The 25,525-nt window shown below is 66.5% G+C and carries 23 protein-coding genes; 17 read left to right on the forward strand and 6 right to left on the reverse strand.

Annotated elements, in window-relative coordinates; genetic code table 11:
• Nucleotides 1-213: 213 nt before the first annotated feature.
• Both LDO22_RS17210 and LDO22_RS17215 read left to right on the forward strand, forming a co-directional pair.
• Nucleotides 214-1,254 carry an LLM class flavin-dependent oxidoreductase gene (locus tag LDO22_RS17210; protein WP_224024840.1) on the forward strand — a complete coding sequence of 347 codons (1,041 nt, stop codon included), beginning with the start codon at nucleotides 214-216 and terminating at the stop codon, nucleotides 1,252-1,254.
• Between the two features lie 37 nt (nucleotides 1,255-1,291).
• Entirely contained in the window at nucleotides 1,292-1,918 is a 627-nt protein-coding gene (locus LDO22_RS17215; protein WP_224024842.1) for a serine esterase, read from the forward strand.
• Between the two features lie 15 nt (nucleotides 1,919-1,933).
• Here the strand turns inward: LDO22_RS17215 and LDO22_RS17220 are convergent, their stop codons facing one another.
• From LDO22_RS17220 to LDO22_RS17240, 5 genes are read right to left on the reverse strand one after another with little or no spacing between them, the layout of a single operon-like run.
• Nucleotides 1,934-2,548: a TetR/AcrR family transcriptional regulator gene (locus tag LDO22_RS17220; RefSeq protein ID WP_159633046.1), complete on the reverse strand. Its 615-nt coding sequence runs from the start codon at nucleotides 2,546-2,548 to the stop codon at nucleotides 1,934-1,936.
• Between the two features lie 50 nt (nucleotides 2,549-2,598).
• Nucleotides 2,599-3,780 (reverse strand): FAD-dependent oxidoreductase, encoded by a 1,182-nt coding sequence (locus tag LDO22_RS17225; protein ID WP_224024845.1) that lies wholly within the window; start codon nucleotides 3,778-3,780, stop codon nucleotides 2,599-2,601.
• Nucleotides 3,777-3,974, reverse strand: coding sequence for a ferredoxin (locus LDO22_RS17230; protein ID WP_159633040.1), 198 nt, complete (start codon nucleotides 3,972-3,974; stop codon nucleotides 3,777-3,779). The genes LDO22_RS17225 and LDO22_RS17230 overlap by 4 nt, the downstream gene beginning before the upstream one ends.
• Nucleotides 3,971-5,131, reverse strand: coding sequence for a cytochrome P450 (locus tag LDO22_RS17235; protein ID WP_159635789.1), 1,161 nt, complete (start codon nucleotides 5,129-5,131; stop codon nucleotides 3,971-3,973). Before LDO22_RS17235 ends, LDO22_RS17230 begins: the two co-directional genes overlap by 4 nt.
• A gap of 53 nt (nucleotides 5,132-5,184) precedes the next feature.
• Nucleotides 5,185-6,909, reverse strand: a complete 1,725-nt coding sequence (locus LDO22_RS17240) for an MFS transporter (protein WP_159633037.1) — start codon at nucleotides 6,907-6,909, stop codon at nucleotides 5,185-5,187.
• A 201-nt stretch (nucleotides 6,910-7,110) separates the two neighbouring features.
• Here LDO22_RS17240 and LDO22_RS17245 point away from each other — a divergent pair, with 201 nt between their 5' ends.
• From LDO22_RS17245 to LDO22_RS17270, 6 genes are all read left to right on the forward strand, one after another.
• Nucleotides 7,111-8,124 carry a phosphotriesterase gene (locus LDO22_RS17245; protein ID WP_224024847.1) on the forward strand — a complete coding sequence of 338 codons (1,014 nt, stop codon included), beginning with the start codon at nucleotides 7,111-7,113 and terminating at the stop codon, nucleotides 8,122-8,124.
• 37 nt (nucleotides 8,125-8,161) lie between these two features.
• Nucleotides 8,162-9,115, forward strand: coding sequence for a phosphotriesterase (locus LDO22_RS17250; protein ID WP_159633033.1), 954 nt, complete (start codon nucleotides 8,162-8,164; stop codon nucleotides 9,113-9,115).
• 67 nt (nucleotides 9,116-9,182) lie between these two features.
• A complete protein-coding gene (locus tag LDO22_RS17255; protein WP_224024849.1) occupies nucleotides 9,183-10,310 on the forward strand; it encodes an NAD(P)/FAD-dependent oxidoreductase in 1,128 nt (375 codons plus the stop codon).
• Nucleotides 10,311-10,314: 4 nt separating this feature from the next.
• Entirely contained in the window at nucleotides 10,315-11,262 is a 948-nt protein-coding gene (locus LDO22_RS17260; protein WP_224024851.1) for an alpha/beta hydrolase, read from the forward strand.
• A complete protein-coding gene (locus LDO22_RS17265) occupies nucleotides 11,259-12,227 on the forward strand; it encodes an MBL fold metallo-hydrolase (protein ID WP_224024853.1) in 969 nt (322 codons plus the stop codon). Before LDO22_RS17260 ends, LDO22_RS17265 begins: the two co-directional genes overlap by 4 nt.
• Nucleotides 12,220-13,935 carry a CocE/NonD family hydrolase gene (locus LDO22_RS17270; RefSeq protein ID WP_224024855.1) on the forward strand — a complete coding sequence of 572 codons (1,716 nt, stop codon included), beginning with the start codon at nucleotides 12,220-12,222 and terminating at the stop codon, nucleotides 13,933-13,935. The genes LDO22_RS17265 and LDO22_RS17270 overlap by 8 nt, the downstream gene beginning before the upstream one ends.
• Here the strand turns inward: LDO22_RS17270 and LDO22_RS17275 are convergent, their stop codons facing one another.
• A complete protein-coding gene (locus LDO22_RS17275) occupies nucleotides 13,936-14,991 on the reverse strand; it encodes a LacI family DNA-binding transcriptional regulator (RefSeq protein ID WP_224024857.1) in 1,056 nt (351 codons plus the stop codon).
• Between the two features lie 222 nt (nucleotides 14,992-15,213).
• Here LDO22_RS17275 and LDO22_RS17280 point away from each other — a divergent pair, with 222 nt between their 5' ends.
• The 9 genes from LDO22_RS17280 to manD are packed head-to-tail and all read left to right on the forward strand — an operon-like array spanning nucleotide 15,214 to nucleotide 25,524.
• Nucleotides 15,214-16,575 carry an extracellular solute-binding protein gene (locus tag LDO22_RS17280; RefSeq protein ID WP_224024859.1) on the forward strand — a complete coding sequence of 454 codons (1,362 nt, stop codon included), beginning with the start codon at nucleotides 15,214-15,216 and terminating at the stop codon, nucleotides 16,573-16,575.
• Between the two features lie 6 nt (nucleotides 16,576-16,581).
• The gene (locus LDO22_RS17285) at nucleotides 16,582-17,592 is read left to right on the forward strand and encodes a sugar ABC transporter permease (RefSeq protein WP_224024862.1); all 1,011 of its coding nucleotides are present in this window, start codon (nucleotides 16,582-16,584) and stop codon (nucleotides 17,590-17,592) included.
• Nucleotides 17,589-18,512 carry a carbohydrate ABC transporter permease gene (locus tag LDO22_RS17290; RefSeq protein ID WP_159633014.1) on the forward strand — a complete coding sequence of 308 codons (924 nt, stop codon included), beginning with the start codon at nucleotides 17,589-17,591 and terminating at the stop codon, nucleotides 18,510-18,512. The genes LDO22_RS17285 and LDO22_RS17290 overlap by 4 nt, the downstream gene beginning before the upstream one ends.
• Before the next feature lie 2 nt (nucleotides 18,513-18,514).
• Complete coding sequence (locus LDO22_RS17295; RefSeq protein ID WP_224024864.1) at nucleotides 18,515-19,363, forward strand: sugar phosphate isomerase/epimerase family protein; 849 nt, start codon at nucleotides 18,515-18,517, stop codon at nucleotides 19,361-19,363.
• Complete coding sequence (locus tag LDO22_RS17300; protein WP_224024866.1) at nucleotides 19,360-20,520, forward strand: Gfo/Idh/MocA family oxidoreductase; 1,161 nt, start codon at nucleotides 19,360-19,362, stop codon at nucleotides 20,518-20,520. Before LDO22_RS17295 ends, LDO22_RS17300 begins: the two co-directional genes overlap by 4 nt.
• Before the next feature lie 3 nt (nucleotides 20,521-20,523).
• The gene (locus tag LDO22_RS17305) at nucleotides 20,524-21,429 is read left to right on the forward strand and encodes a sugar phosphate isomerase/epimerase family protein (protein WP_224024867.1); all 906 of its coding nucleotides are present in this window, start codon (nucleotides 20,524-20,526) and stop codon (nucleotides 21,427-21,429) included.
• A gap of 2 nt (nucleotides 21,430-21,431) precedes the next feature.
• Complete coding sequence (gene uxaC / locus LDO22_RS17310) at nucleotides 21,432-22,835, forward strand: glucuronate isomerase (protein ID WP_224024869.1); 1,404 nt, start codon at nucleotides 21,432-21,434, stop codon at nucleotides 22,833-22,835.
• Nucleotides 22,832-24,244: a mannitol dehydrogenase family protein gene (locus LDO22_RS17315; protein WP_224024871.1), complete on the forward strand. Its 1,413-nt coding sequence runs from the start codon at nucleotides 22,832-22,834 to the stop codon at nucleotides 24,242-24,244. The genes uxaC and LDO22_RS17315 overlap by 4 nt, the downstream gene beginning before the upstream one ends.
• 50 nt (nucleotides 24,245-24,294) lie before the next feature.
• Entirely contained in the window at nucleotides 24,295-25,524 is a 1,230-nt protein-coding gene (gene manD, locus LDO22_RS17320) for a D-mannonate dehydratase ManD (RefSeq protein ID WP_224024873.1), read from the forward strand.
• Nucleotide 25,525 lies beyond the last annotated feature (1 nt).

The following is a 25,525-nucleotide window of genomic DNA, read 5'->3' on the forward strand; positions in this document are numbered from 1 at the left end:
TCCATCAATGCGAGTGGCGGGTCAAGTATGCTCCGGCGCCGAAACGGGCCGCTATGCTACGGGCAGGTAATAGGGACCCCCTGGTGCATCGCGTCCGGAGCGGAGGCCCTGAGGGTGCAGGCCCGTACCTATTCGCGGGCCCGGGGCAGGTCCGGGGATCGGGCGGCCGGAGCAGCTTCGGAATATTTCTGCAAAGTTGAATGTTCAACCAATGTGGACTTCGGCATTTTTACCTTTGGTGAACTATCCCGCGACGGAATAACCGGGCGCGCCCAGTCGCCGCACCAGCGGCTGGAAGAAATCATTGGGCTGGCCAAGCTGGCCGACCAGGCGGGCATCAGCTTCCTGGGCCTGGGCGAGCACCACCGCAGCGACTTCGCCTTGTCCGCCCCCGAAATGGTGCTGGCCGCGGTTGCCCGCGAGACCACCAACCTGAGGCTGGGCACCGCCGTTACCGTCCTCTCCACCCAGGACCCGGTGCGGCTCTTCGAACAGTTCGCCACCCTGGACCTCATATCCGGCGGCCGCGCCGAGATCATCGCCGGGCGCGGCGCGTTCATCGAGTCCTACCCACTGTTCGGCTACGACACCGCCGATTACGACGCCCTCTTCGACGAAAAGCTGCGCATGCTGCTGGAGCTTCGGGACAACGCCACCCTGACGTGGCAGGGCACATTGACCCAGACAATCCCCGGCATGGACATTGCCCCGCGGCCGCTGCAGGAACAGCTTCCCGTCTGGGTGGGAGTGGGTGGCACGCCGGCCAGCTTTGCCCGCGCCGGTCGCCTGGGCCTGCCCTTGTTTGTCGCGCTGCTGTCCGGACCCGAAAGGTTCCGCCGCCTGGTGGAGCTGTACCGGCACACCGCTGCCGAGACCGGGCATGACGCCGCCGCCCTGCCGGTGGGTGCCGGCGGCCACTTCTACGTGGCGCCCACCTCCCAGCAGGCACGCGATACCTTCTATCCCTATTACCGGGCATATTTCGAACAGAACATGCCCCGGCCCGTGGACCATTTCCCGCGTTCAACCTTCGATGACTGGTCCGAACCCGGCGGCGGCCTGCTGGTGGGGAGCCCGCAGCAGGTGGTGGAGAAGATCCTGGCTATCCACGAGGCCTTGGGCACCAGCCGGTACATGGCCCAGATCGGACTGGGCGGGCTGCCGTTCGCCGAAACGGCGCGTTCCATCGAGCTGCTCGCCACCGAGATCATGCCCGCAGTCAACCGGGAAATCGGGGCCCCGGCCCCCGCCTGACCCAAGCCATTTCCACCACCAACACCGAGGACACGATATGCACGCACCGTTCGCCGAACTTACCGTCGCCTGGCAGAGCCCCGACGATCCCAACCGCCCGCTCGTGGTGCTGCTGCACGGGCGCGGATCGGATGAATCGGGAATCATCGGACTGGCCAACCACCTTCCCGCCGGCCCCTCCTACGCAGCTGTCCGGGCGCCGATCCCGGCAGGGGGCGGGTTCGCCTGGTTCGCGAACCGGGGGACAGGCCGGCCCGTCGCCGAGTCGCTGGCCCAAACTATGGAATGGTTCCGGACCTGGCTGGAGCCGATCGCGCCGGAAGGACGGCCGGTGATCCTGGTTGGCTTCAGTGGCGGTGCGGCGTTCGCCGGCGGGCTGCTGCTGGCTGATCCGCAGCGTTTCGCGGGCACCGCCGTCCTTTACGGGACGCTGCCGTTCGAGGCTGGCGTCCCGACGTCGCCCGACCGGCTTGCCGGCGCCCCGGTGTTCCTGGCCCACGGTGAAGCCGACACCGTCATCCCGGCTGACCTGCTGGCCCGCACGTGGGACTACCTCCTGGGGGCCTCCGGGGCAGACACCCACGCCCGCAAGGACCCGGGCGGACACGCCCTCACCGCGGAAACTGCCGCCGAGCTTGGTGCGTGGATCACAGAACGGGCCTAGCTTCCGCTGACCTGGTCAGCCTTCGTCGCAGAGCAGGTGGTACCAGCTGTCAGCCAGTACTTCCAGTGCGTGCTCGCGGTTTGGTTCCATCTTGCGGCGGGTCCACAGCGTGGCCACGTAGTCGAGTTGAGTGAAGGCCAGGGTGCCGCGGATGTGGCGGGTTTCCGCGGCAAAGCGCCCGGCGAGCTGCATGCCGCGGACCATGTCCGTGATGACTTCCTCATGCCAGCGTTCCACCATGGTGCGCACCTCGGGGTCCACTGCCGCGGCCTCGTCCAGGACATCCAGGTAGGGGCGGAAGACCGGCCACAGCGCTGCCCGGGATTCCAGCCAGGACAGGATGCCGGCCAGCTTGCCGTCCCGCACCACCTGCACCAGGTCCGGAGCGGTTGATCCGCTGTCGGGTCCGTCGGCGCGCTCCAGGACCGCGTTAACCCGGGCCATGAAATCCCGCATCAAGTCTGCGCGGGTGGGGTAGTACGCGTAAAAGGTCACACGGGTGGTTCCGGCTGACGCGGCGATTTCATCAATGGTGGTCGCGGCGTAGCCCTTTTTGGTGAAAAGCTCCAGCGCCCGTTCCACGATGGTGTCCCGCGTGAGCTGCTTCTGGGCTTCGCGCAGCGATGGCATAGCGTCAATCCTAACGTGGAGTCCGGGCGCTGGAACCGGAGGTGGTGGCCTCAGGCCGTCACGGGTTCGGCGGCCCGGGCCACCTGTGATCCCGTGTTGGCCAGCCGCCGCAGCTTGGGAATGGGGATGCGGTAGTTGATGGCCGCGGCTGTTCCGGAACCATCCGCGTGCTCCCACCGAAGCAGCGCCGAATCGGCGCCGGCGCCCTGTTCCAGGAAGTGCGGAGTTCCCTCCACGGGCGTGAAGCCCACCGATTTGAGCGACAGTCCAAAGGCTTCCGTCCAGAAATAGGGCTGGAATTCCAGCGGCGGAGCCTCGTCCCCCAAGAGGAGGCCGACGGCGGCGGCCTTGGCCTGGTCGATCGCACTGGTCCACAGCGGTACCCGGCTCAGTCCCCGCTGGGTGGGAAAGAATGCCACGTCGCCGGCTGCGACAATGTCCGGGCGCACGCGGCCGCGGGAATCGACCCGCAGGACGCCGTCCGTGAGCAGGCCGGAGCCTTCCAGCCATTCGACGTTCGGCTCGTCGCCGACCGCGCTGACCAGCAGGTCCGCTTCCAGGACCGTTCCGTCGGCCAACGCCACCTGCGGGGTGGTCCCTGACCGGATGAGCCGGGCCTTGGAGCCGTTGACGATCCGCAGCCCGCTCGTGCGGGCCGCCGCGGTGAAAATGCCGGACAGGTAACTGCCCAGCTGCCGCACCAGCGGTTCGCCCTCGGTGACCAGGGTGACATCGCAGCCGCTGTGCAGGCAGCCGGACGCCACCTCCATGCCGAGCGGACCACCGCCCACCACGATCACCGACGGCCGGCCGGCCACCAGTTCCTTCAGCCGGACGGCGTCCTCCAGGGTGCGCAGGGTCAGCTCGCCGTCGTAGCCTGCCTCTGTGCTCCCGGCCAGCCGCCTGGCGCGGGAACCGGAAGCGATCACCAGCCCGTCGTACGGCAAGCTCCCGCCGCCGTCGAGCTTCACCACGCGTGCCCCGGCATCGAGACCTGTGGCGCTGACCCCCAGCAACTCGTCCGCGCCGTGCGTCGGTGCGGGGAGCTCGTGCGCCGCCAGCCCGTCGCCGCCGTGGAGCAGCGCCTTCGACAGGGCGGGCCGGCTGTAGGGGGAGTGGCGCTCGGCGCCCACCACGGTTAGCTCGCCGTCGAAGCCCGCTGCCCGCAGCGAGTCGCACGCGGTGAGGCCTGCGATGCCGTTGCCGACGACGACGATCCGCCGTGCCGTCACACCGTCACCAGTCTCAGGGCTGCTACGGGGCAGACGCGGACTGCGGCCTTGGCCGCCGCGACGGCCTGGTCCCCGTCCACTTCAGGGACATCGATCACCAGCTCGCCGTCGTCGTCCAGGTGCATCAGCGCCGGCGCTGCTTCCTCGCAGAGGCCGTGGCCCTCACAGCGCGGCCGGTCCAGTTCGATCCTCATGCTGCTTCCACCTCCAGTACCTGGAGCTGTTCGAAGCTCCTGGTGATATTGCTCGGAACCCGGTACCCGTCGCCCAGGGACAGTGATTTCACCCGCCGGGCCAGGGCTTCAACGATGGCGTGCCCTTCCAGGCGTGCCAGTCCCTGGCCGGCGCAGCCGTGCGGACCGTAGCCGAAGGAAAGGTGGTCCACCGGGTTCCGGGTCACGTCGAAGGTGTCCGGGTTGTCGTAGTGCCGGTGGTCCCTGTTGCCGGCACCCAGGAGGATGCCGAGCTGGGCGCCTGCCGGAACGGTCACGCCGTCGAGCTCCACCTCGCGGGTGGTGGTACGGCCCCAGATGTGCAGGGGAGTCCAGTAGCGAAGCACCTCGGCGAAGGCCGCGGGAACCAGTTCGGGGTTGTTGCGGACCAGCTCGAGCTGCTCCGGGTGGCGGCCAAACAGGGCCACGATGTTGCCGATGGAGGCGATGGTGGTGTCGACGCCGGCACCCAGGTATTGGTGGATGATATGGCCTGCGGAGCCCTCGGGGATGTCCCCGCGGGCTTCGGCGTCGAAGATGCCCCGGCCGATGGAGCCGGGCGCCAGGTCCTCCGCAGTGACCGACGAGCACCAGCCATAGAGTTCGCCGGCGATGGGGAAGCTCTCCTGGGTGCGGTGGTTCAGCGGGCCGATCACCTGCATGGCCGCCTGGCCCCAGCGCAGCATGTTCTCCTTGACGTGGCCGCCGAACCCGATCAGGTCCGCCACGATGTCCAGCGGGAAAGCGCGGGCCAGGGAATCGATTGCCTCAAACGAGCCGGTGGACACCAGTTCGGCCACGAGTTTGTCCGCCTTCTCGTCAATGGTCACCTTGAGACCGCGGAGGGCCCTGGGCGTGAGGTTCGCCGAGAGGGTGGCCCGCAGCTGGGTGTGCATGGGCGGATCCGAGGCCAGCGACGTGCCCTGCAGAGCCTCGTTCACCATCGGGTTGAACCCGAGGCTGGTGGATGAGAAGGATGCAGGATCCGCCAGGACGTCGCGGATGAGGTCGTAGCGGGTGACGGCGTAGAGGTTGTTCTTCGGCAGGTGGACCACGCCGCCCAGTTCACGCAGTGCGGCGTAGGTGGGGTAGGGGTCCACGGTGATGTCGTCATCCCAGATGTCGATATCGGATTCCATGGGGTTCACAGTTGTCTCCTTGCGGATAGATGGGGTTTCCGGGCCTGGACCGTTCATGCCTGGACGGCCTCGGCGTTGGCTTCTGTGGTTTCGGCGATGGCATCGGCCGTCGGGGCCGATGAGCGGGAGCTGATGAAAAGGGTCAGGACGGCGGACAGGACGGCGGCGATGCCCGCCGCGAGGTAGACCGCCTGGAAACCCTGGCCCAGGGACGTTCCCGCTACCCCCTGGATCTGGGGCTGGACCGAGGCCAGGGCCTTCGCCATGCCGTCCACAGCCTGGGCGGGGGCACCGCCCGCAGCGGCCTGGCCGGAGAACTGGGCAACGACGCCGTCCCAGCCGGACAGGTAACCCAGCGGCGGTACGTGCGAGAGTCCGGCCACGGCCTCGGCGGGAAGGCCCGCTCCGCCCAGGATTCCGGCCAGGGGGCCTGCGAAGGCGGTGGCACCAACGCCGAACGCGATGGCTGATCCGATCACCGGGCCCAGGGCGAAGCCCAGGTCGCGCAGCAGGTTGGTGGTGGCGGACGCCATGCCGATGTGCTGCGGCGGTACGGTGTTGATGGCCACTGCGGTGATGGAGCCTACAGTGAGCGCGAAACCGATGCCCAGCAGGAGCAGGGGCGGGATGAACGCGGTCCACGGTGTCCCGCCGAACGCCTCCGGGACACCCAGCGGGATGGTGGACAGCCAGAAGGCGGAGACTGCCATGAAACCGAAGCCGGCCGTCAGCACCCACCGTGGTGCCACATGGTGGATCAGCCAGCCCACCACCGGAATGAAGGCGAACGCCGGGCCCTGGATGAAGACGAACAGCACGCCCACCTTCCAGGCCTCAGCCAGGGCAAGGCCGCCCACGGCGACGCTGGTGCTGTAGCAGACGGCCAGGAAGGCGAACATGCCGGTGACGGCCACGATTCCGGTGATGAAGTAGGCGCTGTTCCGGAACAGGGACAGGTGGACCAGGGGCTGGTGCGTCCGTGTCTCGATCACCACGAAGGCAACCAGGAGGGCAGCACCCACAACGTAGCTGGCGATGACCTCGGCGCTGCCAAATCCGGCGTCGACCGCCTGCACGGTGGCAAAGAGCACCGCAATCAGGCCCAGCGCCAGGGTGGCCTGGCCGGGCACGTCGAGCTTCCGCCCTTCAGCGGCAGCGGAGTCCTTCGCCCGGGTGGCCATGACCAGCACCACGACGGCGATCACGGCCGCGATGTAGTAGGCGACCCGCCAGCCGCTGAAGGCATTGGGTGAGCCTGCCGCGGGCCCCGGGACGGTGAACGCCTGTGACGTCAGGCCCGCCAGCATGGGCGAGATGACCGCGCCCAGCGACAGGAAACCGGCCCAGGTGGCGATGACCTTGGCCCTCGCCCGGTGGTCCGGGGTGATGGCCGCAATCATGGAGAGCGAGATGGGAAAGAGGATGCCGGCGCCGATGCCGCCCACGGCCTGGGCCGCGATCATCATTTCCGTGTTGACTGCCAGTGCCGCCAGGACGGATCCCGCGATGCTCACGGCCGCGCCGGCGTACAGCAGCTTCCGGCGGCCGAACAGGTCACCCAACAGGCCCCAGCTGAGCTCGAACACAACGATGCCCATCATGAACATGCCGGCGATCCAGGTCAGCCCGGCGCCGGAGGTCCGGAATTCGACGGCGAAGGTTCCGTTGAGTGCGCCGGGGAGGGCATTGGTGATTTGCGCGAGGGTCACGGCGCTGTAGGCCGCGATAAAGGTGGCACGTACCGAGCCGCGGCTCGAAACGGTGGGGGTCAGGCTCATCGATGAAACTCCCTTGTTCCATTGCGAAGTTGAGTGTTATTTCCAACAGTCTGTAGTGATCCATTACACAGTGTCAAGGAAAATTCGCAATAAAAGTTTCCTTGACACTCTGTAAAGAAATGTGTGATGCTGGCTACACCGCAACGGAGCGAGGGCTCGGCGGGACCCCTACTCAAGCACCCGGATTCAAGGGAGAACTTCGTGAGCATCCATCCGGCCGCCAATTCTTATGGCGCCCCCGTCCCCACCCAGGAACAGGGCACCGTCAACACGGTCCTGGGACCGGTTCCCGCTTCTGAACTGGGCGTGATCGCCATTCATGAAGCGCTGCTGTCAGTCCTTCCGGGAGCCCAGTATGCCCCCGATATTTCAATGGACCGGGCGGACATCTTTGCGGCGCTCGCCGAAAAGCTCAGCGACTTCCGCCAGCACGGGGGCCAGGCGATCGTCGACAGCACCGGCATGTTCCACGGCAGGGACCTCAAGCTGTACGAGGCACTGTCCCGCTCCACCGGCGTGCACATCATCGCCTCCACCGGCCTTGGGCCCGAGGAGGAGCTCGGTGGCTACTTCCTGACGCCGCAGACCAACCCGCCCACCCCATGGCCGGCCGAAAAGTTCAGCGATCTCTTTGGCAAGGAAGTCACCGACGGGATGGTGGTCCCGAGGGTTGAACGCCGCGCGGCTGCCGGAATGATCGCCACAACTGCTGACCGGGCCGGCATGACCCCCACCGAGGAAAGCCTCTTCCGCGGATCCGCGCGGGCTGCCCGGGAAACCGGCGTGCCCGTGTCCATCCGCTTCGGCGCCGATGCCCTCCATGACCTGGACATCGTCCTGGACGAGCAGCTTCCCGCGGACCGCGTGCTGGTTGGCGGCCTGGACCGCCTCGACGCCGCCGGCGCCGCAGGCAAAGTGGCCGAGCGCGGCGCCTTCGTGGGCATCGATCACGTCGGCCTCAACGACCACCCCGGCTACCTCACGGACCACGGCCGGGCCGAACTGGTCCTGGAACTCGTCGGTGCCGGCCATGCGGACAAGATCATCCTTTCCGGCAATTCCATCGGAGTGGCCAAGGGCCTGCCCGAATACAACCTTCCCTACAGCCATGTCCTGGCTACGTTCGTTCCATTCCTTAAAGCCCGCGGCCTGGCCGACGACGATGCCCGGCGCATCCTCGTGGACAACCCCCGCGCCCTGCTGGCAGTCCGCTGACCACGCTTCCATCACCCTCCAAACCCGAGGTAGAACAATGACCAAGGTCAATACAGTGCTGGGAACCATTCCGGCCGAAGAACTTGAAATCGTGGCCGTCCACGAACACATCGGCTACGGCATGCCCGGATCCGAGCTGGACACCAAATGGTGGAAGACGCCGGAACAGGCCTACGAGGAAACCGTGCCCAAACTCCGGAAGTTCCGTGAATACGGCGGCGGCACCATGGTGGACGCCACCGGCATCTGCAACGGCCGCGACATCGACTACTACAAGTCCCTGTCCCGGAAGACCGGCGTCAACATCGTGGCCTGCACGGGCTTCGTGGGCGGCGACACCGCGCTGCCCCACTTTTCCCGCGCCACGGTTGACTACCTGGCCAAGGTCTTCATCCACGAAATCACCGTCGGTATCGGCGATACCGGCGCCAAGGCCGGCGTCATCAAGGTGGGCGTCAGCCGCGGCGGACGCATGACGGACCTGGACAAGCGGATCTACCGGGCCGCGGCCCGTGCCGCCGTCGTCACCGGAGCCCCGATCCTGACCCACCTGGCCATCGACGCGGAACCGGCCGTGGCCATCTTCAAGGAAGAAGGCCTGCCGCTGGACCGGGTGCTGTTCGGCCACGCCGACGACGGCCTGAACGCGCCCATCACGCCGCACGACTGGATCTACGAACAGGGCGGCCGGATCGGCTTCGACACCTTCGGGTACGACCTCGAACTTCCCGACCCGCCCTTCTGGGGCCGGAAGCGCGCCGAACGCATGGAGCACTTCGTCAAGCTCGTGAACAAGGGCTACGCGGACAAGCTCCTGGTCTCCGCCGACGCCAACTGCAGCCCCCTTGGCTGGCCCGGCGTGAAGGGCCACACCATCAACTACATCTTCGAAGACATGATCCCGGACATGCGCGCCGCCGGCATCGACGACGCCACCCTCAAACTCCTGCTCCAGGACAACCCGGCCGACTTCCTGTCCCTCCACGCCTGACCCGCACAGGCCACCGCTTCCTCCCACTTCCCCAGGCCTTGCCTGGCCCACGAAAGAGACTTATCCAATGAAGGCTGAAGACCTCAAGAACCTCAAGATCGCCATCATCGGCGCAGGTTTCGGCGGCGCTGCCGCGGCCAAGGCACTGAGCCTGCTTGGCGCAGATGTCAAGGTTTATGAGCAGGCTCCCCAGATGGGCGAGGTCGGCGCAGGCATCGGCCTGCGCCCGGCCACCATGGCCCGGTTCCGCCAGTGGGGCATCTTCGACGCGATCGCCAAGGTAAGTACGGCAAGCGACTACTTCGAAATCCTGTCAGCCACGGGTGATCCGATCATGAAGGATACCTGGCCGGAATTCGGCGAAGAGAAGCACACGTACCTCATCCACCGCCGCGACTTCATCGATGCCCTTCTCGGTGTCCTCCCCGAGGGCATGGTGCAGTTGGGCCACAGGCTGGAGAGCATAGAGGACAAGGGCGGCAGCTCCGTCCTGACCTTTGCCAACGGCGAGACCGCCGAGGCTGACCTGGTGGTCGGCGCCGACGGCATCAAGTCTTCGGTGCGCGAGCAGCTTTTCGGCGACAAGGGCCCGGTGTTCTCCGGCGAGCATGCCTACCGCGTGGTGATCTCGGCCGACGACGCCCACGGCATGGTGACTGACGACAACCTGCGCATGTACATCGGCAAGGGCACCAAGGTCTACCTGCTGCCACTGCGCCACCGCAACCAGATGTCGTTCGACATCACCGCCCTCAACCCGGACGGCACCTGGGCGCCCAGCATCACCAAGGAAGACCTCCTGAAGACGGTGGAAGGCTTCGACGAGCGCATCGTCGGCATTGCCCGCGGCCTGGACATGGACAGTGTGAACATTCGCGCCGTCTACGACATCGACCCCGTGGACACCTGGCACACCGACTCGGTGGTGCTGATGGGCGACGCCGCCCATTCGATGCTCCACCACCAGGGCCAGGGCGCCAACTCAGCCATTGAAGACGCCGGAGCGCTGGCCGACGCACTGGCCCAGGCCGGCTCGGTCAAGGAGGCATTGGCCTTGTTCCAGGCAACCCGCAAGCCCGTCACCGACGAGCTGCAGCGCATCTCCCGCCAGGGCTGGAGCGAAGAAGAGGTCAACGACGTCTTCCCGGGCCAGAAGCCAAAGTCCCAGCAGCCCGCCGCCGTGGCACAGGCCTGAGCCGATGTCGCTGCATCCCGAAATTGCCAGGATCCTCGGCACCCTCCCGCCGCCGCCACCGGGTCCGTTGAACCCTGAGGCCATGCGTGCCGGCGAAGCAGCGCAGGTTCCGCCGCTGGAGGACCGGCTCCCGCTGCACGCCGTCGAAGACGCCACTGCCGTGACTCCGGCCGGCGACGTGCCCATTCGGATTTACACACCAGTCGACACCGACGCCTACGGCCTGCTGGTCTACTTCCACGGAGGCGCCTTCTTCCTGGGCAGCCTGGACACCCACGACCACGTGGCGCGGGCCCTGGCCAAGGAAACCGGCCACAAGGTCATCTCTGTTGGCTACCGGCTTGCCCCCGAGTCCGCCTTTCCGGCGGGCCTCGAGGACTGCTACGGCGTTGTCCGCTGGGCCGCCGGGCACGGCGACACCCTGGACTGGGACGGAAAGAACCTCGCCATTGCTGGCGACAGCTCGGGCGGAACCTTCGTGGCCGCCGTCGCTGCCAAGGCCCACGACGCCGGGTTCGACCGGATCACCCACCAGGTCATGTTCTACCCGTCCCTTGACCTGGACTTTGACGAAGACCGGTACCCCTCGATGCGGGAGAACGCCGTGGGGTATGGACTCGAAACTGCGGGTTTGAAGCCTTTCAACTCCTTCTACCTCGAGAACGGCGCGGATCCGGCCGATCCCCTGGTCTCGCCCATCAAACGCGGGGACCTCACCGGGCTTCCGGCGGCGCTCATCATCACCGCCGAGCACGACCCCCTGCGGGATGAGGGCGAGCTGTATGGCCGGCGGCTGGAGGAAGCCGGCGTGCCCGCCACCGTCAGCCGGTATGCCGGGGCCGGACATGGCTTCGTCCAGCACTTCTCCTGGCTCCCGGAATACCACCGGGCCTTCGAAGAGACGGCGGGGTTCCTGAACGGCTCACCAGTAAAAACGGAGGCCGGGCAATGACCACACCTGTCGCTGTCCATCCGCTGGTCTCACCGTGGGGCCGCTTCGGCCTGTACAGCTTCTTCATTGATGCTCCGGAGCCGGCCATCGTGGATACCGGAATCGCGTCGTCCCCCGCGGAAGGAATGGCGCCGGCACTGGAGGCGATCGGCCGCCGGATCGAGGACGTCCGCTGGATCCTGCTTACCCATGGGCACATCGACCACATCGGCGGCGCGCACGCGCTGTGGGAGCTCACCGGCCGGCGGGCCAAGGTGGTCATCCACGAAGCCGATGCTCCGATGCTCCGCGCACGCCAGGCGCACGTGGACGAGTATCTATCCGGCCGGGGACAGTATCTGCAGGACCCCGACGGCGAAGCGAAGCAGATTGGCGCCGCCAACGCCGTCATCTCGGGGGAGATGGAACCGTCCATGCTGGTGCGCGGCGGTGAAACCCTCTCCCTGGGCGGTGACGTCACGGTCTCGGTGCATTCAATTCCCGGCCACACCCCAGGGTCGGTGGCCTACGTCATCGACGGGCAGGATGACGTCTTCGTAGGAGACGCCGTGCAGGTCCACGGTGCGGCCAACGGATTCCCCGGGTACGTGGATCCGTCCGGCTACCGTTCCAGCCTGGAGTACCTTCGGGACGAGGTCCGCCCGCGGCACCTGTACCTGGGGCACCCGTACCGCCGTTCGGACGGTACGCCCTACGGTGTGGAACTGGACGAGAGCCAAGCACGCGAGGCCCTCACGGAGAGCCTTGCCATCGAGGCGCACGTCGGCCAGGCCGCCTGCGGCTGCCTGGCCGACGGCCTCCAGGAGTCCCAGTCCCCGTACTCGCCCTTCGCCCCGGTTGCCCGGGAGCTTGGTTACGACGGCGATCCCACTCTTGAGCCGTCACCGTTCTTCACCACGATGAACGGCTACCGCACCCAGTCCACCACCACGTCTTTCCAGAGGAGCGTTCGCAACCATGGCTGAGTACCAGACCATCGACGCCGGCGGGCAGAAAATTGCCGTCCGCAAGGACCTGCGCGTCCCCATGCGGGACGGGGTTGAGCTTGCCGCCGACGCCTACCAGGGCGCTGGCGACAAGCCACGGCCCGCGCTGGTGGCATTGAGCCCGTACGGCAAGGAGCTCCAGGCCCTGGCCCTGACCACCCCGCCGCAACGCCGGCCCAGCCCCATGTGGGACGGCTGCATCGAAGCCGGCGACATCGCCCGGATCGTCAAGGAGGACTACGTCCACGTCATCGGCGACCTGCGCGGTTCCGGACATTCCGGCGGCGAGCACATCGGCAACTACAACGCCGGGGGAGTGTCCCTGGGCCAGGACGCGTACGACTTCATCGAGTGGGTGGCGGACCAGCCCTGGTGCGACGGCAATGTGGGCATGGTGGGCATCTCCTACTTCGGGTCCATGCAGGTCCTCGCCGCCGCCGAACGGCCGCCGCATTTGAAGGCCATCTTCGTCTCCGGCGGACACTATGACTTCTACGAGACCACCTACCATGGCGGCGTCATGTGGTTCATGCCCCGCGCTGCGCGTGAGGGCAGGGGAGGGGACTCCGGCTGGGCCTTCACGGACCGGGTGAAATCCCGGATGGTGGAGAAGTACTCCGCGGAGGAACTCAAGGAGCTCGTGGCCAAGCGGCTGCAGGACCCGGACGTGGCCGCCTGGCCCAACCTGGTCCATGTTCTGAACTACCCCACGAACCACGAGGCGTGGTTCGACATCGTCATGAACGGGCTCGACGGCGAGTGGTACGAAGAGCGCAATCCCATCACCCTGGCCCCGAACATCGACATTCCGGTGTGGCTGCAGCTGGACCAGGGCCGCGGCTGGACGCTGGATGGCACCATCGAGCTGTTCAACGCGCTCCAGGGTCCGAAGAAGCTGGACATTGGCCCGTACCCGCCCATGCAGTCCCGGCCCTTCATCGAAGAGCACGACAAGATGTTCCGCTGGTACGACTACTGGATCAAGGGCATCGACAACGGGGTGATGGACGAACCCGCCGTGTCCGTCTTCGTGGAAGGTTCCCGGGACGTGGTTACCGCCGAAGCGTGGCCGCCCAGGGACATTGACTACCGGGCCCTCTACTTGCGCCCGCGGCACAAGCTCTCCACCGAACCCGAGTTGATGGGCACCGAACATGCGGCTCCCGACGGTTTCTACCAGGCGCCGCTGACGGTCACCGACCAGGTGCAGATCATCAGCTGGAGCACCGAAACGTTTGAAGAACCCGCCGAGATGATTGGTACCGGGGCGGCGCACATCTTCGCCGAGATCGACCAGCCGGACACCAACTTCATCCTGCGCCTGTGGGATGCAGCGCCGAACGGGAAGCGGCAGCTCATCACCACCGGCTACCTGAAGGCGTCGCACCGCGAACTCGATGACCGCACCACGGAGGGCAACCCCTACCATCCACATACCCGCGCGGTTCCGGTGGAGCCGGGGAGGATCGAGGAATACGTGGTCCGCCTCTACCCGTTCGCCAACACCTTCAACCTCGGGCACCGGCTGGTAGTGGAGCTGTCCAACGGTGAGCCGCTCGCGGACGAACACAACTCGCTGCTGCCGCCGGACGCCTTCCACCTCCCGGTGGGCAGGCCGGTCACGCACAAGATCTACCGCGACGCGCACCACCAGTCCCGTCTGGTCCTGCCGTTCACGGTGGGCTGATCAGGCCGGGGCTGGGCCTGTTGATTCCCTGACGGTCAGGTGCGTTGGCATGACGGCGAGCTGCCTGCTGGCACTTCCGGACAGCGGGTTGAGCTGCGCCAGCAGCATGGACACGGCCACCCTGCCGGCCTGCTCGATAGGGCTGGAGATCGTGGTCAACGGAGGGTTGCAGAAGTCCGCGCCGAAGATGTCGTCCGAGCCAATGATGCTCATGTCGGCAGGAACCCGGATGCCGCGGGCCTGGAGGCGCTGGAGCATGCCGATGGCCAGCAGGTCGTTGAAGACGATGCATGCCGTTGCCCCCGTCCTGACGGCCGCATCCGCCGCCGCCGCGCCGGACGTGGTCTTCGGGGCGTAGGGGCCGATCCGGTGGACCTCCATACCCCGTTTGGTCGCGTCCTCCTCGAAGACTTTCCACCGCATCTGGTTGGACCAGGAGGTGGGCGGTCCGGCCACATAGCAGACTTTGTGATGGCCCAGCGAGGCGAGGTGCTCAAGGGCCTGGATGATGGCAGAGGGAGTATCGATCATCACCGTAGGGGCACTGGTGGAGGCTCGGTTGAAGGTTACTAGGGGCTGCGACTGCGATACCTCCGCAAGCTGGGCGTCCGTCAGGCGTGACGCGGCCAGGATAAAGCCGTCCGCGGACCTGCGCATCTTGTGCAGGGCATCGAGTTCCATCTCACTGGACTCCTCTGTGTCCACCAGGAGCTGGGTGACGCCGGCCGCCTTGAGCTGGTGCTGTGTGCCGCGGATGATGTCGAAATAGAACGGGTTGGTGATGTCGGGGACCAGGACAGCCACCGCGTTGGTCCGTCCGGAACTGAGGCCGCGGGCCTGGGAGCTGGGCACGTAATTGAGCTCCGCGGCAGCTTCCTCTATCCGGATCCGGGTCCGCGGGTTGACCCGGTCGGGCCGCGCGAGGGCCCGCGACACGGTGGAGGTGGCCACTCCGGCGAGCTCTGCCACGTCCCGGATGGTGGGTGGGCGGTCCCGCCGGGTGCCCGCGTCAAGGCCTGCCGGGACTGACGACGCCGTGGTTGCTGGGTCTGCCATCGCTGGGCCTTCCTCGCGGACCGGGATAAAACCGGCCATGTGGGGTTTCCAAGGCTACTCGTTCCCGGAATCCTGTTGAACTCAATCTGAGCATTTATGGCAACTTTTGGCAACCGCTTGCCATGCGCGTTGCCATCTTCCTAGACTGACTCTCGAGTCGCCTGCAGTGATCTCCGCCACAGGACGGATGTGGCCATGCGGGTGTCCTAGAGGAGAAAAACAATGAGGTTTAAATCGACTACTGGGCTCGCGGCAATTGTCACGGCTGCAGCACTCGCCCTGACCGGTTGTGGATCCGGAGGCTCCGGCAGCAGCGGAGGATCAACCAACGCGAACGGGAAAGTGGATGGTACGGGCAAGACCCTGAACGTCCTGGTCGGCGTCCTGAGCCAGTACCCCGAACAGCAGAAGCAGTGGCAGAGCGATATCGCCGCCAAGTTTAAGGCCGAGACCGGGGCGGACGTGAAATTCGAAACCTTCGCCTCGGCCAACGACGAGCTCACCCGCATCCAGACCTCGGTGGTATCAGGCCAGGGACCTGACATTTATGGCCTTGGCACAACGTTCACCCCCACGGCCTACGCCACCAAGGCGTTCGTGACCCTTTCCGATGACGACTGGAAAGCAGTGGGTGGCAAGGACCGCTTCAACCAGGCCGCCCTCGGGATTTCCGGGCCGGACAAGGACCATCAGGCCGGCATCCCCTTTGTGAGCCGTCCGTTCGTGATGGCCTACAACAAAGACCTGCTGGCCGCAGCCGGCATCGACAAGCCCGCCACCACGTGGGACGAGCTCGCAGCCCAGGCCAAGAAGATGACCAAGGGGGACACCTACGGCATCGCCACTGGCTACAAGGACAACTACGATCCCTGGAAGTTCATCTGGGCCATGTCCGTCCAGGCCGGCAACCCGCTGGTTGACGGCAACAAGCTGAAGATGGACGACCCCACCGTCAAGAAGGCCTACGAGACCTACTTCGGTTGGCTCACCCAGGACAAGGTTGTCGACCCTGCATCGGTCGGCTGGAGCAACAGCAACGCCGTGGCTGCCTTTGCCAGCGGCAAGGCCGGCTACCTGATGATGACAACCTCCAGCTCCATCCCCACGCTCGACAAGTCGGCGGTTGCCGGGAAGTACGAGTACACGCTGATGCCCACCGTTGCGCCCGGTGAAACGCAGTCCAAGTCCGACGGCGACGCGGCCAGCATCCTCTCGGGCGACAACCTGGTGGTGGCTGACTACTCGAAGCAGAAGGATTTGGCCTTCGCCTACATCAAGCTGATCACCTCCAAGGACGAGCAGCTGAACTACCAGAAGACCTTCGGCGACCTGCCTGCCAACGCCGAGGCCCTGGCCAGCCTGACAGACCCCAAGCTCAAGCCGCTGGCCGACGCCGCCGCCAAGTCCAAGGCCACGCCGTTCACCGGTGCCTGGGGCGACATCCAGCTGGGACTCCTCAACGTCACTGTCCAGTCCGTCCCCGATCTTGCCGCAGGCAAGGTGGACGACTCTGCCCTGGACCAAAGGATCAAGGACGCCCAGAACAAGGGCCAGGCTTCCCTGGACCGGGCCTCCAAAGGATAGGTTCTGATGTCAACCGACGCCTCACATGAAGTCCGGCTTGCGGCGGATACCGCCGCAGGCCGGGCACCCCGGACCACGGACGACGCCGGGCGGCAGTCCGGCCACAAGGGCGGCCCGCGCCGCAAAGGCCTGAGCGAACGCAACCGGCCGCTCTGGATGCTGATCCCCGGCGGGGCCCTGATGATCATCATCATCGTGCTCCCGCTCCTGCTGGGCATCTACATGTCGGTCCTCAACCTGGACCAGTACACCCTGCGGAAGTGGATCAGTGCGCCGCTCATCGGAGCCGAAAACTTCGTTGAAGCTGTCACTGCTTCGCCGCTGCTGCACGCCGTCTGGCTCAGCGTCAGCTACTCACTCCTGGCCATGGTGGTCACGCTGCCGCTGGGCATCGCCGCCGCGGTGGCCACCCAGAACGCCTTCAAGGGGCGGGCAGTGATCCGCTCGATCTTCCTGATCCCGTACGTCCTCCCATCCTTCGTGGTGGCCACCGTCTGGCGGACCATGCTCCAGCCCGGCGGCATCGTGGACGAAGCGTTGGGCGCAGTGGGGATCCATGTGGGGCTGTGGCTCAACGGGCCGCAGACCTTCTGGACGCTGGTCCTGGTCCAGATCTGGGCGTCCTGGCCGTTCATCTACCTGCTGGCGCTGTCCGGCCTGCAGTCCGTGGACCATGAGGTGCATGAGGCCTCGGCCCTGGACGGTGCACTGTGGTGGAACAAGTTGCGGTACGTGGTTTTCCCATACCTGAAGGGCCCGCTGTCGCTGGCCTTCCTGATCGGGATGCTGCACCACATCAACAACTTCACCCTCCCGTTCGTGCTCTTCGGCGTCCCGGCCCCCGCCGACGTCGAAGTCCTCCCCATCCTGACGTACGTCACGAGCTTCCAGAGCTTCCGGTTTGGCCTGAGCGCCGCGATGGCCTTCATCTCCCTGGTGCTCATCGCCATCCCGCTGTTCGTCTACCTGCGTGCCGTCAAGCTTGACGACGCCGAAACACCAGGAGGCAAGAAATGAGCGCCACCACAGCCACACGGCAGAGGCCGGCCACCGACCACGTCGACCGTCCCGGCTCACACCGGCAGCACGAGGTCCTGCGCCTTCTTCCCACCCCTTTGCTGATCTTCGTCCTGGTCTTCCTGGGTGCCCTGGTCCTGATTCCGGTGCTGTACATCTTCCTGGCCTCCGTGAACTCTGACATCGGGGTGGCCAACGGCGAGTTCTGGCCGTCCTCGGTCACGTTTGAGAACTACTCCAAAATCTGGACCAGCGTGGGCCTGGCCACCGGCCTCGCCAACAGCGTCCTGGTGGCCGGCGCAACCGCCGTGGTGTCCGCTGCCTTGTCCGTATCCACCGCCTTCGTCCTGGTCCGCTACACCTTCCGGGGCCGGCTGACCATCCTGCGGGGCCTGCTGGCCCTCCAGTCGGTGCCCGGAACCCTCATGGTGCTGCCGGTCTTCGTCCTGTTTTCCTCGGCTTCCACCTACCTCGGGATCCAGGTGATTGGTACCCAGTGGGGACTGTTCGTCACCTACCTGACGTTCGCCATGCCGTTCTCCACCTGGGTGATGGTCACCTACCTCCGCGGGCTTCCCAAGGAACTGGAAGAGGCAGCCCGGATCGACGGCGCCTCCAACCTGGGGGTCCTCTTCCGGATCATCCTCCCGCTGAGCTGGCCGGGCATCGTCGTCTCCGGCATCTTCGCCTTCCTGCTCGGCTGGAATGACGTCCTGTTCGCCTCGGTGATGACGCGCCCCGAAAGCCAGACCGCCGCCGTCGCACTCCAGATCTTTGGTGCCTCCCAGGAAGGCGGCGCCATTCCCTACTACGGCCAGATGATGGCGGCGGCCTTGGTGTGCGCCGCACCGGTGGTCATTCTCTACCTGATTTTCCAGCGTTACCTAGTAGGCGGGCTGACCGCCGGAGGAGTTAAATAACCATGGTTTCGACCAACCAGGTCACCTGGCAGCTGTCAGGCTTTGGCGACGAGATCGACGACGACCCCGCGGTCCAGATCGCAGTTCTGCAGGCGCTGGGCGCCAACCACATCGAAGTCCGCAGCGCGTGGGGCACCAACATCGTGGACCTCAGCGATGAGCAGCTGCAGGCACTGGCCGCACTGCTCGCCGAAAAGGACATGAAGGTTTCAGCCATCGCTTCCCCCATCGGAAAGGTGGATGTCAGCCTGCCCGTGGAGCACGAGGTGGAGCGGCTCCGCCGGGCTGTCAACGCTGCCAAGGTCCTGGACGCCAGGTACATCCGCATCTTCTCCTTCTACTACGGCGAATCGGTGCAGGTGGACAGCATCCGTGACGCCGTCATGGAACGCATGCGGGCACTCGCCGACGTTGCCGAAGAAGGCGGCGTTATCCTCCTGCACGAGAACGAAAAAGACATTTTCGGGGATGTTCCGGACCGGGTCCTGGACATCATCGAGACCGTGGACTCGCCGGCCCTGAAGGTCGCCTGGGACGCCGCGAACTTTGTCCAGGTGGGCGTCAAACCCTTCGACGAGGGCTACGCCAAGCTGCGTCCGCACCTGGAGTATCTGCAGGTCAAGGACGCCCTCTTCGCCAACGGCCACGTTGTTCCTGCCGGGGAAGGGGACGGCGATGTGCTCCGCACCGTCGAAGCACTCAAGGCCGACGGCTACGAAGGCTTCGCCTCCCTGGAACCCCACCTGGCAGGTGCGCACGGCCTGGGCGGCTTCTCCGGGCCCACCGCCTTCGGCATCGCAGCACGCGCCTTCGCAAAAGTCACCGCAGAAGCAGGAGTCCAGACCGCATGAGCACCTTGAACGTAGCCATCACCGGATGCGGCGTCATTGGGCGCACCCACGCCGTAGCCCTCCAGTCCTTCCCGGAAGCCCGGATTGTTGCCCTCGTCGACGCCATTCCGGCGGCATCCGAAGCGCTCGCCGACTTTATCGAGCAGCAGGGCGGGCAGCGGCCGCAGCAGTTCACCACTCTGGCGGATGCCTTCGCGGCGGAGGGCATTGACCTTGTTGCCCTGGCAACGCCCAGCGGCCTGCACATCCAGCAGGGCCTGGAAGTCCTGGCCGCCGGCAAGCACGTGGTCATTGAAAAACCACTGGACGTGGACCTGACGCGGGCCCAGGAAATCGAAGCCGCGGCGAAGGAAGCCGCGGGCAACGGGGTCGTGGCCTCTGTTATCAGCCAGCACCGGTTTGACCAGTCCAGTGTCGCCGTTGCGGATGCCGTGGCAAAGGGCCGCTTCGGCCGGCTGACCTCTGCCATCGCGTCCGTCGCGTGGTGGCGCAGCCAGGGCTATTACGACTCCGGTGACTGGCGGGGCACCTGGTCCATGGACGGCGGCGGCGCCCTCATGAACCAGGGCGTCCACACCGTGGACCTGCTGCTGTGGTTCATGGGACGCCCCGTGGAGATCCACGCCCACACCGCCAGGCTGGCCCACGAACGGATCGAGGTGGAGGACACTGCGGTAGCGACCATCACCTTCGAAAACGGGGGCCTGGCCGTGCTGCACGCCACCACTGCCGCCTACCCCGGCTTGACCGTCCGCGTGCAGCTGATGGGATCCGAAGGATCAGCCGTAGTGGATAACGACCGCCTGCAGTACTTCCACAGCAAGGACGCCGGCGGCGAATCCGCGGACATGGGCCTCCAGGGCGGGGGCAACCAGGCCGAGGAGGAACTGGCCAAGTACCCGGAGGAGGACTACAAGGCCGCGGATCCCACCACCTACCCCGCCGGACACGTCCGGCAGTACCGGGACATCCTGGCCGCCATTGCCGGCGGAAGGCAGCCCGGCGTCACGGTCAGCGACGCCGTCAACGCGCTCGCAGCGGTGCGGGCCGTGTACGTATCGGCCACCCTGGGCCAGCCCGTCCTCTTCGACGATGTGCTGGCGGGCAAGTACAACGACCTCGAAGTCCGCACCGGCACCGCGGCAGAAAGCGCCTGAGCCATGAAGTTTTCAGTATTTACCGCATCAACCCCGGAATGGGAGCCCGAAGAGGCTGTCCAGCACCTCGCGGACCAGGGCTGGGACGGCGTCGAATGGCGCATCACCGACCAGGCAGATGCGGCGGAACCAGGCTTCTGGGCCGGCAACAGGGCCACGGTCCCGCTCACGGGAATGGAGGACCACCTGGACCGGATCGTGGCCATCACCGGCAGCGCGGGACTGCAGTTCTCCGGAATCGGCGGGTACGCACGGTGCGACAACCACGCCGACGTGGACCGGATGCTGGCCGCCACAGCCAGGCTGGGCGCCGGCCAGGTCCGGGTAACAACGCTTCCATTGGGAACTGCGGCCTGGGGAAACGAACCGGCCAGTGGTACGCCCTACCCGGAGCTCTTCGCCGGAGCCCGCCGTGATTTTGAATGGATCGCCGAACGGGCTGAACACCATGGTGTGAAGGCACTCGTTGAGCTGCACCACCGGACCATCACCGCTTCCGCGTCGTCAGCGCTGCGGCTGCTGGACGGACTGGATCCGCGGCACGTGGGCGTCATCCACGACCTCGGCAACCTGCTCATCGAAGGGCAGGAGGACTACCTGCCGGCGTTCGAGCTCCTGGGCGACTACCTGGCCCATGTCCACGTGAAGAACGCGGTCTGGGTCAACAGCGGCGAAACCGATGAGTCCGGCGCGGCCGTCTTCCGGAACGAGTGGGCTCCACTCCGCTCGGGCCAGGGCAGCGTGCTGCAGTACTTCAAGGCACTCGCGGCCTTTGGCTATGACGGGTGGGTGACCGTGGAGGACTTCTCCACCGACCTTCCGTTGGCCGAGCGGACGGCTGACAACCTGGACTACCTTCGTTCCACCGCAGCCTTGGCGGGGCTCTCCGTCCCGGCAGGAAGGCGTTGAGCATGGGCCAGCCCATAGCGGACCACCCGGACCGGCTGCTGCCTGCCGATCCCGGCGTCCGGGACATCGCACGGTCCCTTTTCAAGAAGGTGGAAGGACTGCCGATCATTTCCCCGCACGGACACGTGGACGCGGCAATCATCGAACAGAACACCCCCTTCCCTGACCCGGCGGCGCTGCTGGTCACGCCGGACCACTACGTCACCCGCCTGATCCACGCGGGCGGGGTGCCCATGGACCAGCTGGGCCTGGGCAGCCAGCCTGCCGATTCACGGCAAGTCTGGCGCCACTTCTGCGAGGCGTGGCCGGACTTCGAGGGGACCGCGTCCGGGTATTGGATCCGGCAGGAGTTTGCCCACGTGTTCGGGCTGCCGGAGGAACCGTCCGCGGACAATGCGGACCGGCTGTATGACGCGCTGCAGGCCAAACTGTCGGAGCCGGGCTTCCGGCCGCGGGAACTGTTCAAGGAATTCAACATCGAGGTGCTCGCCACCACCGATGACCCACTGGACTCGCTGGACAGCCACGCGGCCCTGCACGCCGACCCCTCATTTGCCGCAAGGGTGCTGCCCACCTTCCGGCCGGACCAGTACCTGAACATGGCGCATCCGGTGTGGCGGGACAACGTGGACCGCCTCATCGACGCCGCAGCGGAGGGCGCTTCCGGCTACGCCGGCTACATCAAGGCCCTCGAAGCGCGCCGGCGCCACTTCGTTGAGCGCGGCGCGGTGTCCGCCGACCACGGCGTCTTCACGCCTGCCACGCTGAAATTGGACGACGGCGAGGCGGAGCGGCTTTTCGAGCGGGGCCGGGCCGGCCAGGCCAGTCCTGCAGACCGGGACGCCTTCGAAGCGCACATGATCTACCAGATGGCCCGGATGTCGGTGGAGGACGGCCTGGTGATGACCATCCACCCGGGCTCGTTCCGCAACCATCACGCGCCCACGTTCGAGGCCTTTGGCGCGGACACCGGCCATGACATTCCGGTGGCGGTCAATTACACGGAGGCGGTGCGCCCGCTGCTGCAGGACTTCGGCACGGCCAAGGACTTCCACCTGGTGCTGTTCACCCTTGATGAGACGGTCTTCTCCCGGGAGTTGGCCCCGTTGGCGGGCTTCTACCCATCGGTGTACCTGGGCGCGCCGTGGTGGTTCCTCGATGCCCCGGATGCGATGCTGCGCTTCCGGTCGGCGGTGACGGAGACGGCCGGCTTCTCGCGGTCCTCGGGCTTCATTGATGACACGCGCGCCTTCTGCTCCATCCCCGCCCGCCACGATACGGCCCGACGGATCGAGGCTTCGTTCCTGGCCCGCCTGGTGGCGGAGCACCGGATCACCGAGCAACGGGCCCACGAACTGATTGTGGACATCGTGGATGCCTCCCCGCGGCGGGTGTTCAAGCTGTGACTGACATCCCTGCCCTGGACCGCAGCCTCAAGCCCCTTCCCAAGCCGCCGGTGCGGATCGTGCACCTTGGCCTGGGCGCGTTCCACCGTTCGCACCAGGCCTGGTACACCCAGCACGCCGGTGACGCGGCGGAGTGGGGGATCGCGGCGTTTACGGGCCGCCGCCCGGATGCCGCCGAGGCGCTCTCCGCCCAGGACTGCCTTTACACCCTGGTGGAGCGGTCGGCCGGCGGGGACAGCTTTGAAGTCATCGGCAGCATCGTCGAGGCGGTGGACGGCGCGGACACCGCCCGGCTGTGCGGGCTCGTCGCCGCCAAGGACACCGCGATCGTCATGTTGACCATCACCGAGGCAGCCTACGGGCTGGCGGCGGATGGAACGTTCGACGCCGATGCGCCGGCCGTGGCGGATGACCTCCGTGCGCTGTCGGCAGCGGCGTCCGGGGGAGCGGGCACGCCCGCAACACCGCTCGGCCGCCTGGTGCTCGCCCTTGCCCGCCGCCGTGACAGCGGCGCGGGACCCATCGCCGTCGTCAGCTGTGACAACCTCTCGGCCAACGGTGACGTGGCACGCCGCGCCGTCCTGGGCCTGACCGCCGTCTGGGGCCGCGGCCTGGCGGAGTGGATCGACGCGAACGTCAGCTTCGTCAGCACCTCGGTGGACCGGATCACGCCGCGGACCACCGACGCGGACATCGCCGAAGTCGCCGAACAATGCGGCTACCGCGACAACTCGCCGGTGGTGGCCGAACCGTTCCGGAACTGGGTGCTCAGCGGTGGTTTCCCCGCCGGCAGGCCGCGATGGGAAGATGCGGGCGCCGTCATCGTGGACGACATTGAACCCTATGAAAACCGCAAGCTGTGGCTCCTGAACGGCGCCCACTCCATGCTGGCGTACGCCGGGCAGCTCCGCGGCCATGCCACGGTGGCCGACGCCCTGGCCGACCCGGCCTGCCGGAAAGCCGTGGAGGACTTCTGGGACGAGGCCGCCCGCCACCTGCCCGGTGAGGAACTGGACATTCCGCAGTACCGGCAAGCGCTCCTCGAGCGCTTCGGCAACGCCCGGATCGCGCACCGCCTGGCCCAGATCGCGGCGGATGCAACCACCAAGCTGCGGATGCGCGCGGTCCCCGCCCTCACCGCGGAACGGGCCGCCGGCCGCAGCGGTGCCGGCAGCGCGCTGATGATCGCCGCCTGGATCGACTATGCCGGCGCGATCAGCGACTTCCAGGATCCGCTCGCCTCCGCGATCCGTGACGCCAATGCCCTGGCGGGCGACGGCAGGGTCGAAACCCTGCTCCGCCTGGTCAGCGCCGGCCTCGCCGACGATCCCCAAGTTGTTTCCCTGGTCCGGGGACTCTGCGGATCCTTCACGGCGAAGGCCGTGGCTTCCGCCGCCACTCAGCCCTGAACCGTGTTTTTTGAACCCTGCTTTTACGTCCGGAAGGAACAGTTTCTCCCATGAAGATCATTGCCGCCGATGTGTTTGTCACCAGCCCGTCGCGGAATTTCGTGACGTTGCGGATCACCACCGAGGACGGTGTGACCGGTATCGGTGATGCCACGCTGAACGGTCGCGAGCTCGCTGTTGCCGCGTATCTGAAGGAGCATGTGGCGCAGCTGCTGATCGGCAAGGACCCGCACCGCATTGAGGATACGTGGCAGTTCCTGTACCGGTCCGCGTATTGGCGGCGTGGGCCGGTGACGATGGCGGCGATCGCTGCGGTGGATATGGCGTTGTGGGATATCAAGGGCAAGGTTGCCGGGTTGCCGGTGTACCAGCTGCTGGGCGGCGCGTCCCGGAATGGTTTGCGGGCGTACGGGCATGCGTCGGGTGCGGATATTGAGTCGTTGTTTGATTCGGTGCGGGAGCATCTGGAGCTGGGGTACAAGTCGATCCGGATCCAGACCGCCGTGCCCGGGATCAAGGCCGTGTACGGGGTGGCGGCGCAGGCGCAGGCGTCGGGGGAGCGGTATGACTATGAGCCGGCCGGGCGGGGCGCGTTCCCGGTGGAGGAGGACTGGGATACCCGCGCGTACCTGCGCCACCTGCCCACGGTGTTCGAGGCGGTCCGGAACGAGTTCGGCCCGGAGATCCCGCTGCTGCATGACGGGCACCACCGGATGACCCCGATCCAGGCGGCGAAGCTGGGCAAGGCCCTGGAGCCGTATGACCTGTTCTGGCTCGAGGACTGCACCCCGGCGGAGAACCAGGAGGGCCTGCGCCTGGTTCGCCAGCACACCACCACCCCGCTGGCCATCGGGGAGATTTTCAACACCGTGTACGACTACCAGACCCTGATCAAGGAACAGCTGATCGACTACGTCCGGGCAGCGTCGACCCACTTCGGCGGCATCAGCCCGTTGAAGAAGGTGATGGACTTCGCCGCGCAGTACCAGATCAAGTCCGGTTTCCACGGCCCCACCGACATTTCCCCGGTCGGTTTCGCCGCGCAGCTGCACGTGGGGTTGGCGATCCACAACTACGGGATCCAGGAATACATGCAGCACTCGGACAAGACCAACGAGGTCTTCGAGCAGTCCATGACCTTCACCGACGGGTACCTGCACCCGGGCGACAAGCCCGGCCTCGGCGTCGAATTCAACGAAGAAGCCGCCGCGGCCTACCCGTACCAGCAGGCCTACCTGCCCTACAACCGCCTGGTCGACGGCACCGTCCACGACTGGTAAG

Source organism: Arthrobacter sp. NicSoilC5 (assembly GCF_019977395.1).
In the GTDB taxonomy this organism is placed as follows: domain Bacteria; phylum Actinomycetota; class Actinomycetes; order Actinomycetales; family Micrococcaceae; genus Arthrobacter.

Bases quoted from the DNA above. Each gene is read 5' to 3' on its own strand.
- LDO22_RS17215 (WP_224024842.1), top strand. From the start codon at position 1,292: ATGCACGCACCGTTCGCCGAACTTACCGTCGCCTGGCAGAGCCCCGAC.
- LDO22_RS17220 (WP_159633046.1), bottom strand. From the start codon at position 2,548: ATGCCATCGCTGCGCGAAGCCCAGAAGCAGCTCACGCGGGACACCATC.
- LDO22_RS17230 (WP_159633040.1), bottom strand. From the start codon at position 3,974: ATGAGGATCGAACTGGACCGGCCGCGCTGTGAGGGCCACGGCCTCTGC.
- LDO22_RS17235 (WP_159635789.1), bottom strand. From the start codon at position 5,131: ATGGAATCCGATATCGACATCTGGGATGACGACATCACCGTGGACCCC.
- LDO22_RS17240 (WP_159633037.1), bottom strand. From the start codon at position 6,909: ATGAGCCTGACCCCCACCGTTTCGAGCCGCGGCTCGGTACGTGCCACC.
- LDO22_RS17250 (WP_159633033.1), top strand. From the start codon at position 8,162: ATGACCAAGGTCAATACAGTGCTGGGAACCATTCCGGCCGAAGAACTT.
- LDO22_RS17255 (WP_224024849.1), top strand. From the start codon at position 9,183: ATGAAGGCTGAAGACCTCAAGAACCTCAAGATCGCCATCATCGGCGCA.
- LDO22_RS17260 (WP_224024851.1), top strand. From the start codon at position 10,315: ATGTCGCTGCATCCCGAAATTGCCAGGATCCTCGGCACCCTCCCGCCG.
- LDO22_RS17265 (WP_224024853.1), top strand. From the start codon at position 11,259: ATGACCACACCTGTCGCTGTCCATCCGCTGGTCTCACCGTGGGGCCGC.
- LDO22_RS17270 (WP_224024855.1), top strand. From the start codon at position 12,220: ATGGCTGAGTACCAGACCATCGACGCCGGCGGGCAGAAAATTGCCGTC.
- LDO22_RS17275 (WP_224024857.1), bottom strand. From the start codon at position 14,991: ATGGCAGACCCAGCAACCACGGCGTCGTCAGTCCCGGCAGGCCTTGAC.
- LDO22_RS17280 (WP_224024859.1), top strand. From the start codon at position 15,214: ATGAGGTTTAAATCGACTACTGGGCTCGCGGCAATTGTCACGGCTGCA.
- LDO22_RS17285 (WP_224024862.1), top strand. From the start codon at position 16,582: ATGTCAACCGACGCCTCACATGAAGTCCGGCTTGCGGCGGATACCGCC.
- LDO22_RS17290 (WP_159633014.1), top strand. From the start codon at position 17,589: ATGAGCGCCACCACAGCCACACGGCAGAGGCCGGCCACCGACCACGTC.
- LDO22_RS17295 (WP_224024864.1), top strand. From the start codon at position 18,515: ATGGTTTCGACCAACCAGGTCACCTGGCAGCTGTCAGGCTTTGGCGAC.
- LDO22_RS17300 (WP_224024866.1), top strand. From the start codon at position 19,360: ATGAGCACCTTGAACGTAGCCATCACCGGATGCGGCGTCATTGGGCGC.
- LDO22_RS17305 (WP_224024867.1), top strand. From the start codon at position 20,524: ATGAAGTTTTCAGTATTTACCGCATCAACCCCGGAATGGGAGCCCGAA.
- uxaC (WP_224024869.1), top strand. From the start codon at position 21,432: ATGGGCCAGCCCATAGCGGACCACCCGGACCGGCTGCTGCCTGCCGAT.
- manD (WP_224024873.1), top strand. From the start codon at position 24,295: ATGAAGATCATTGCCGCCGATGTGTTTGTCACCAGCCCGTCGCGGAAT.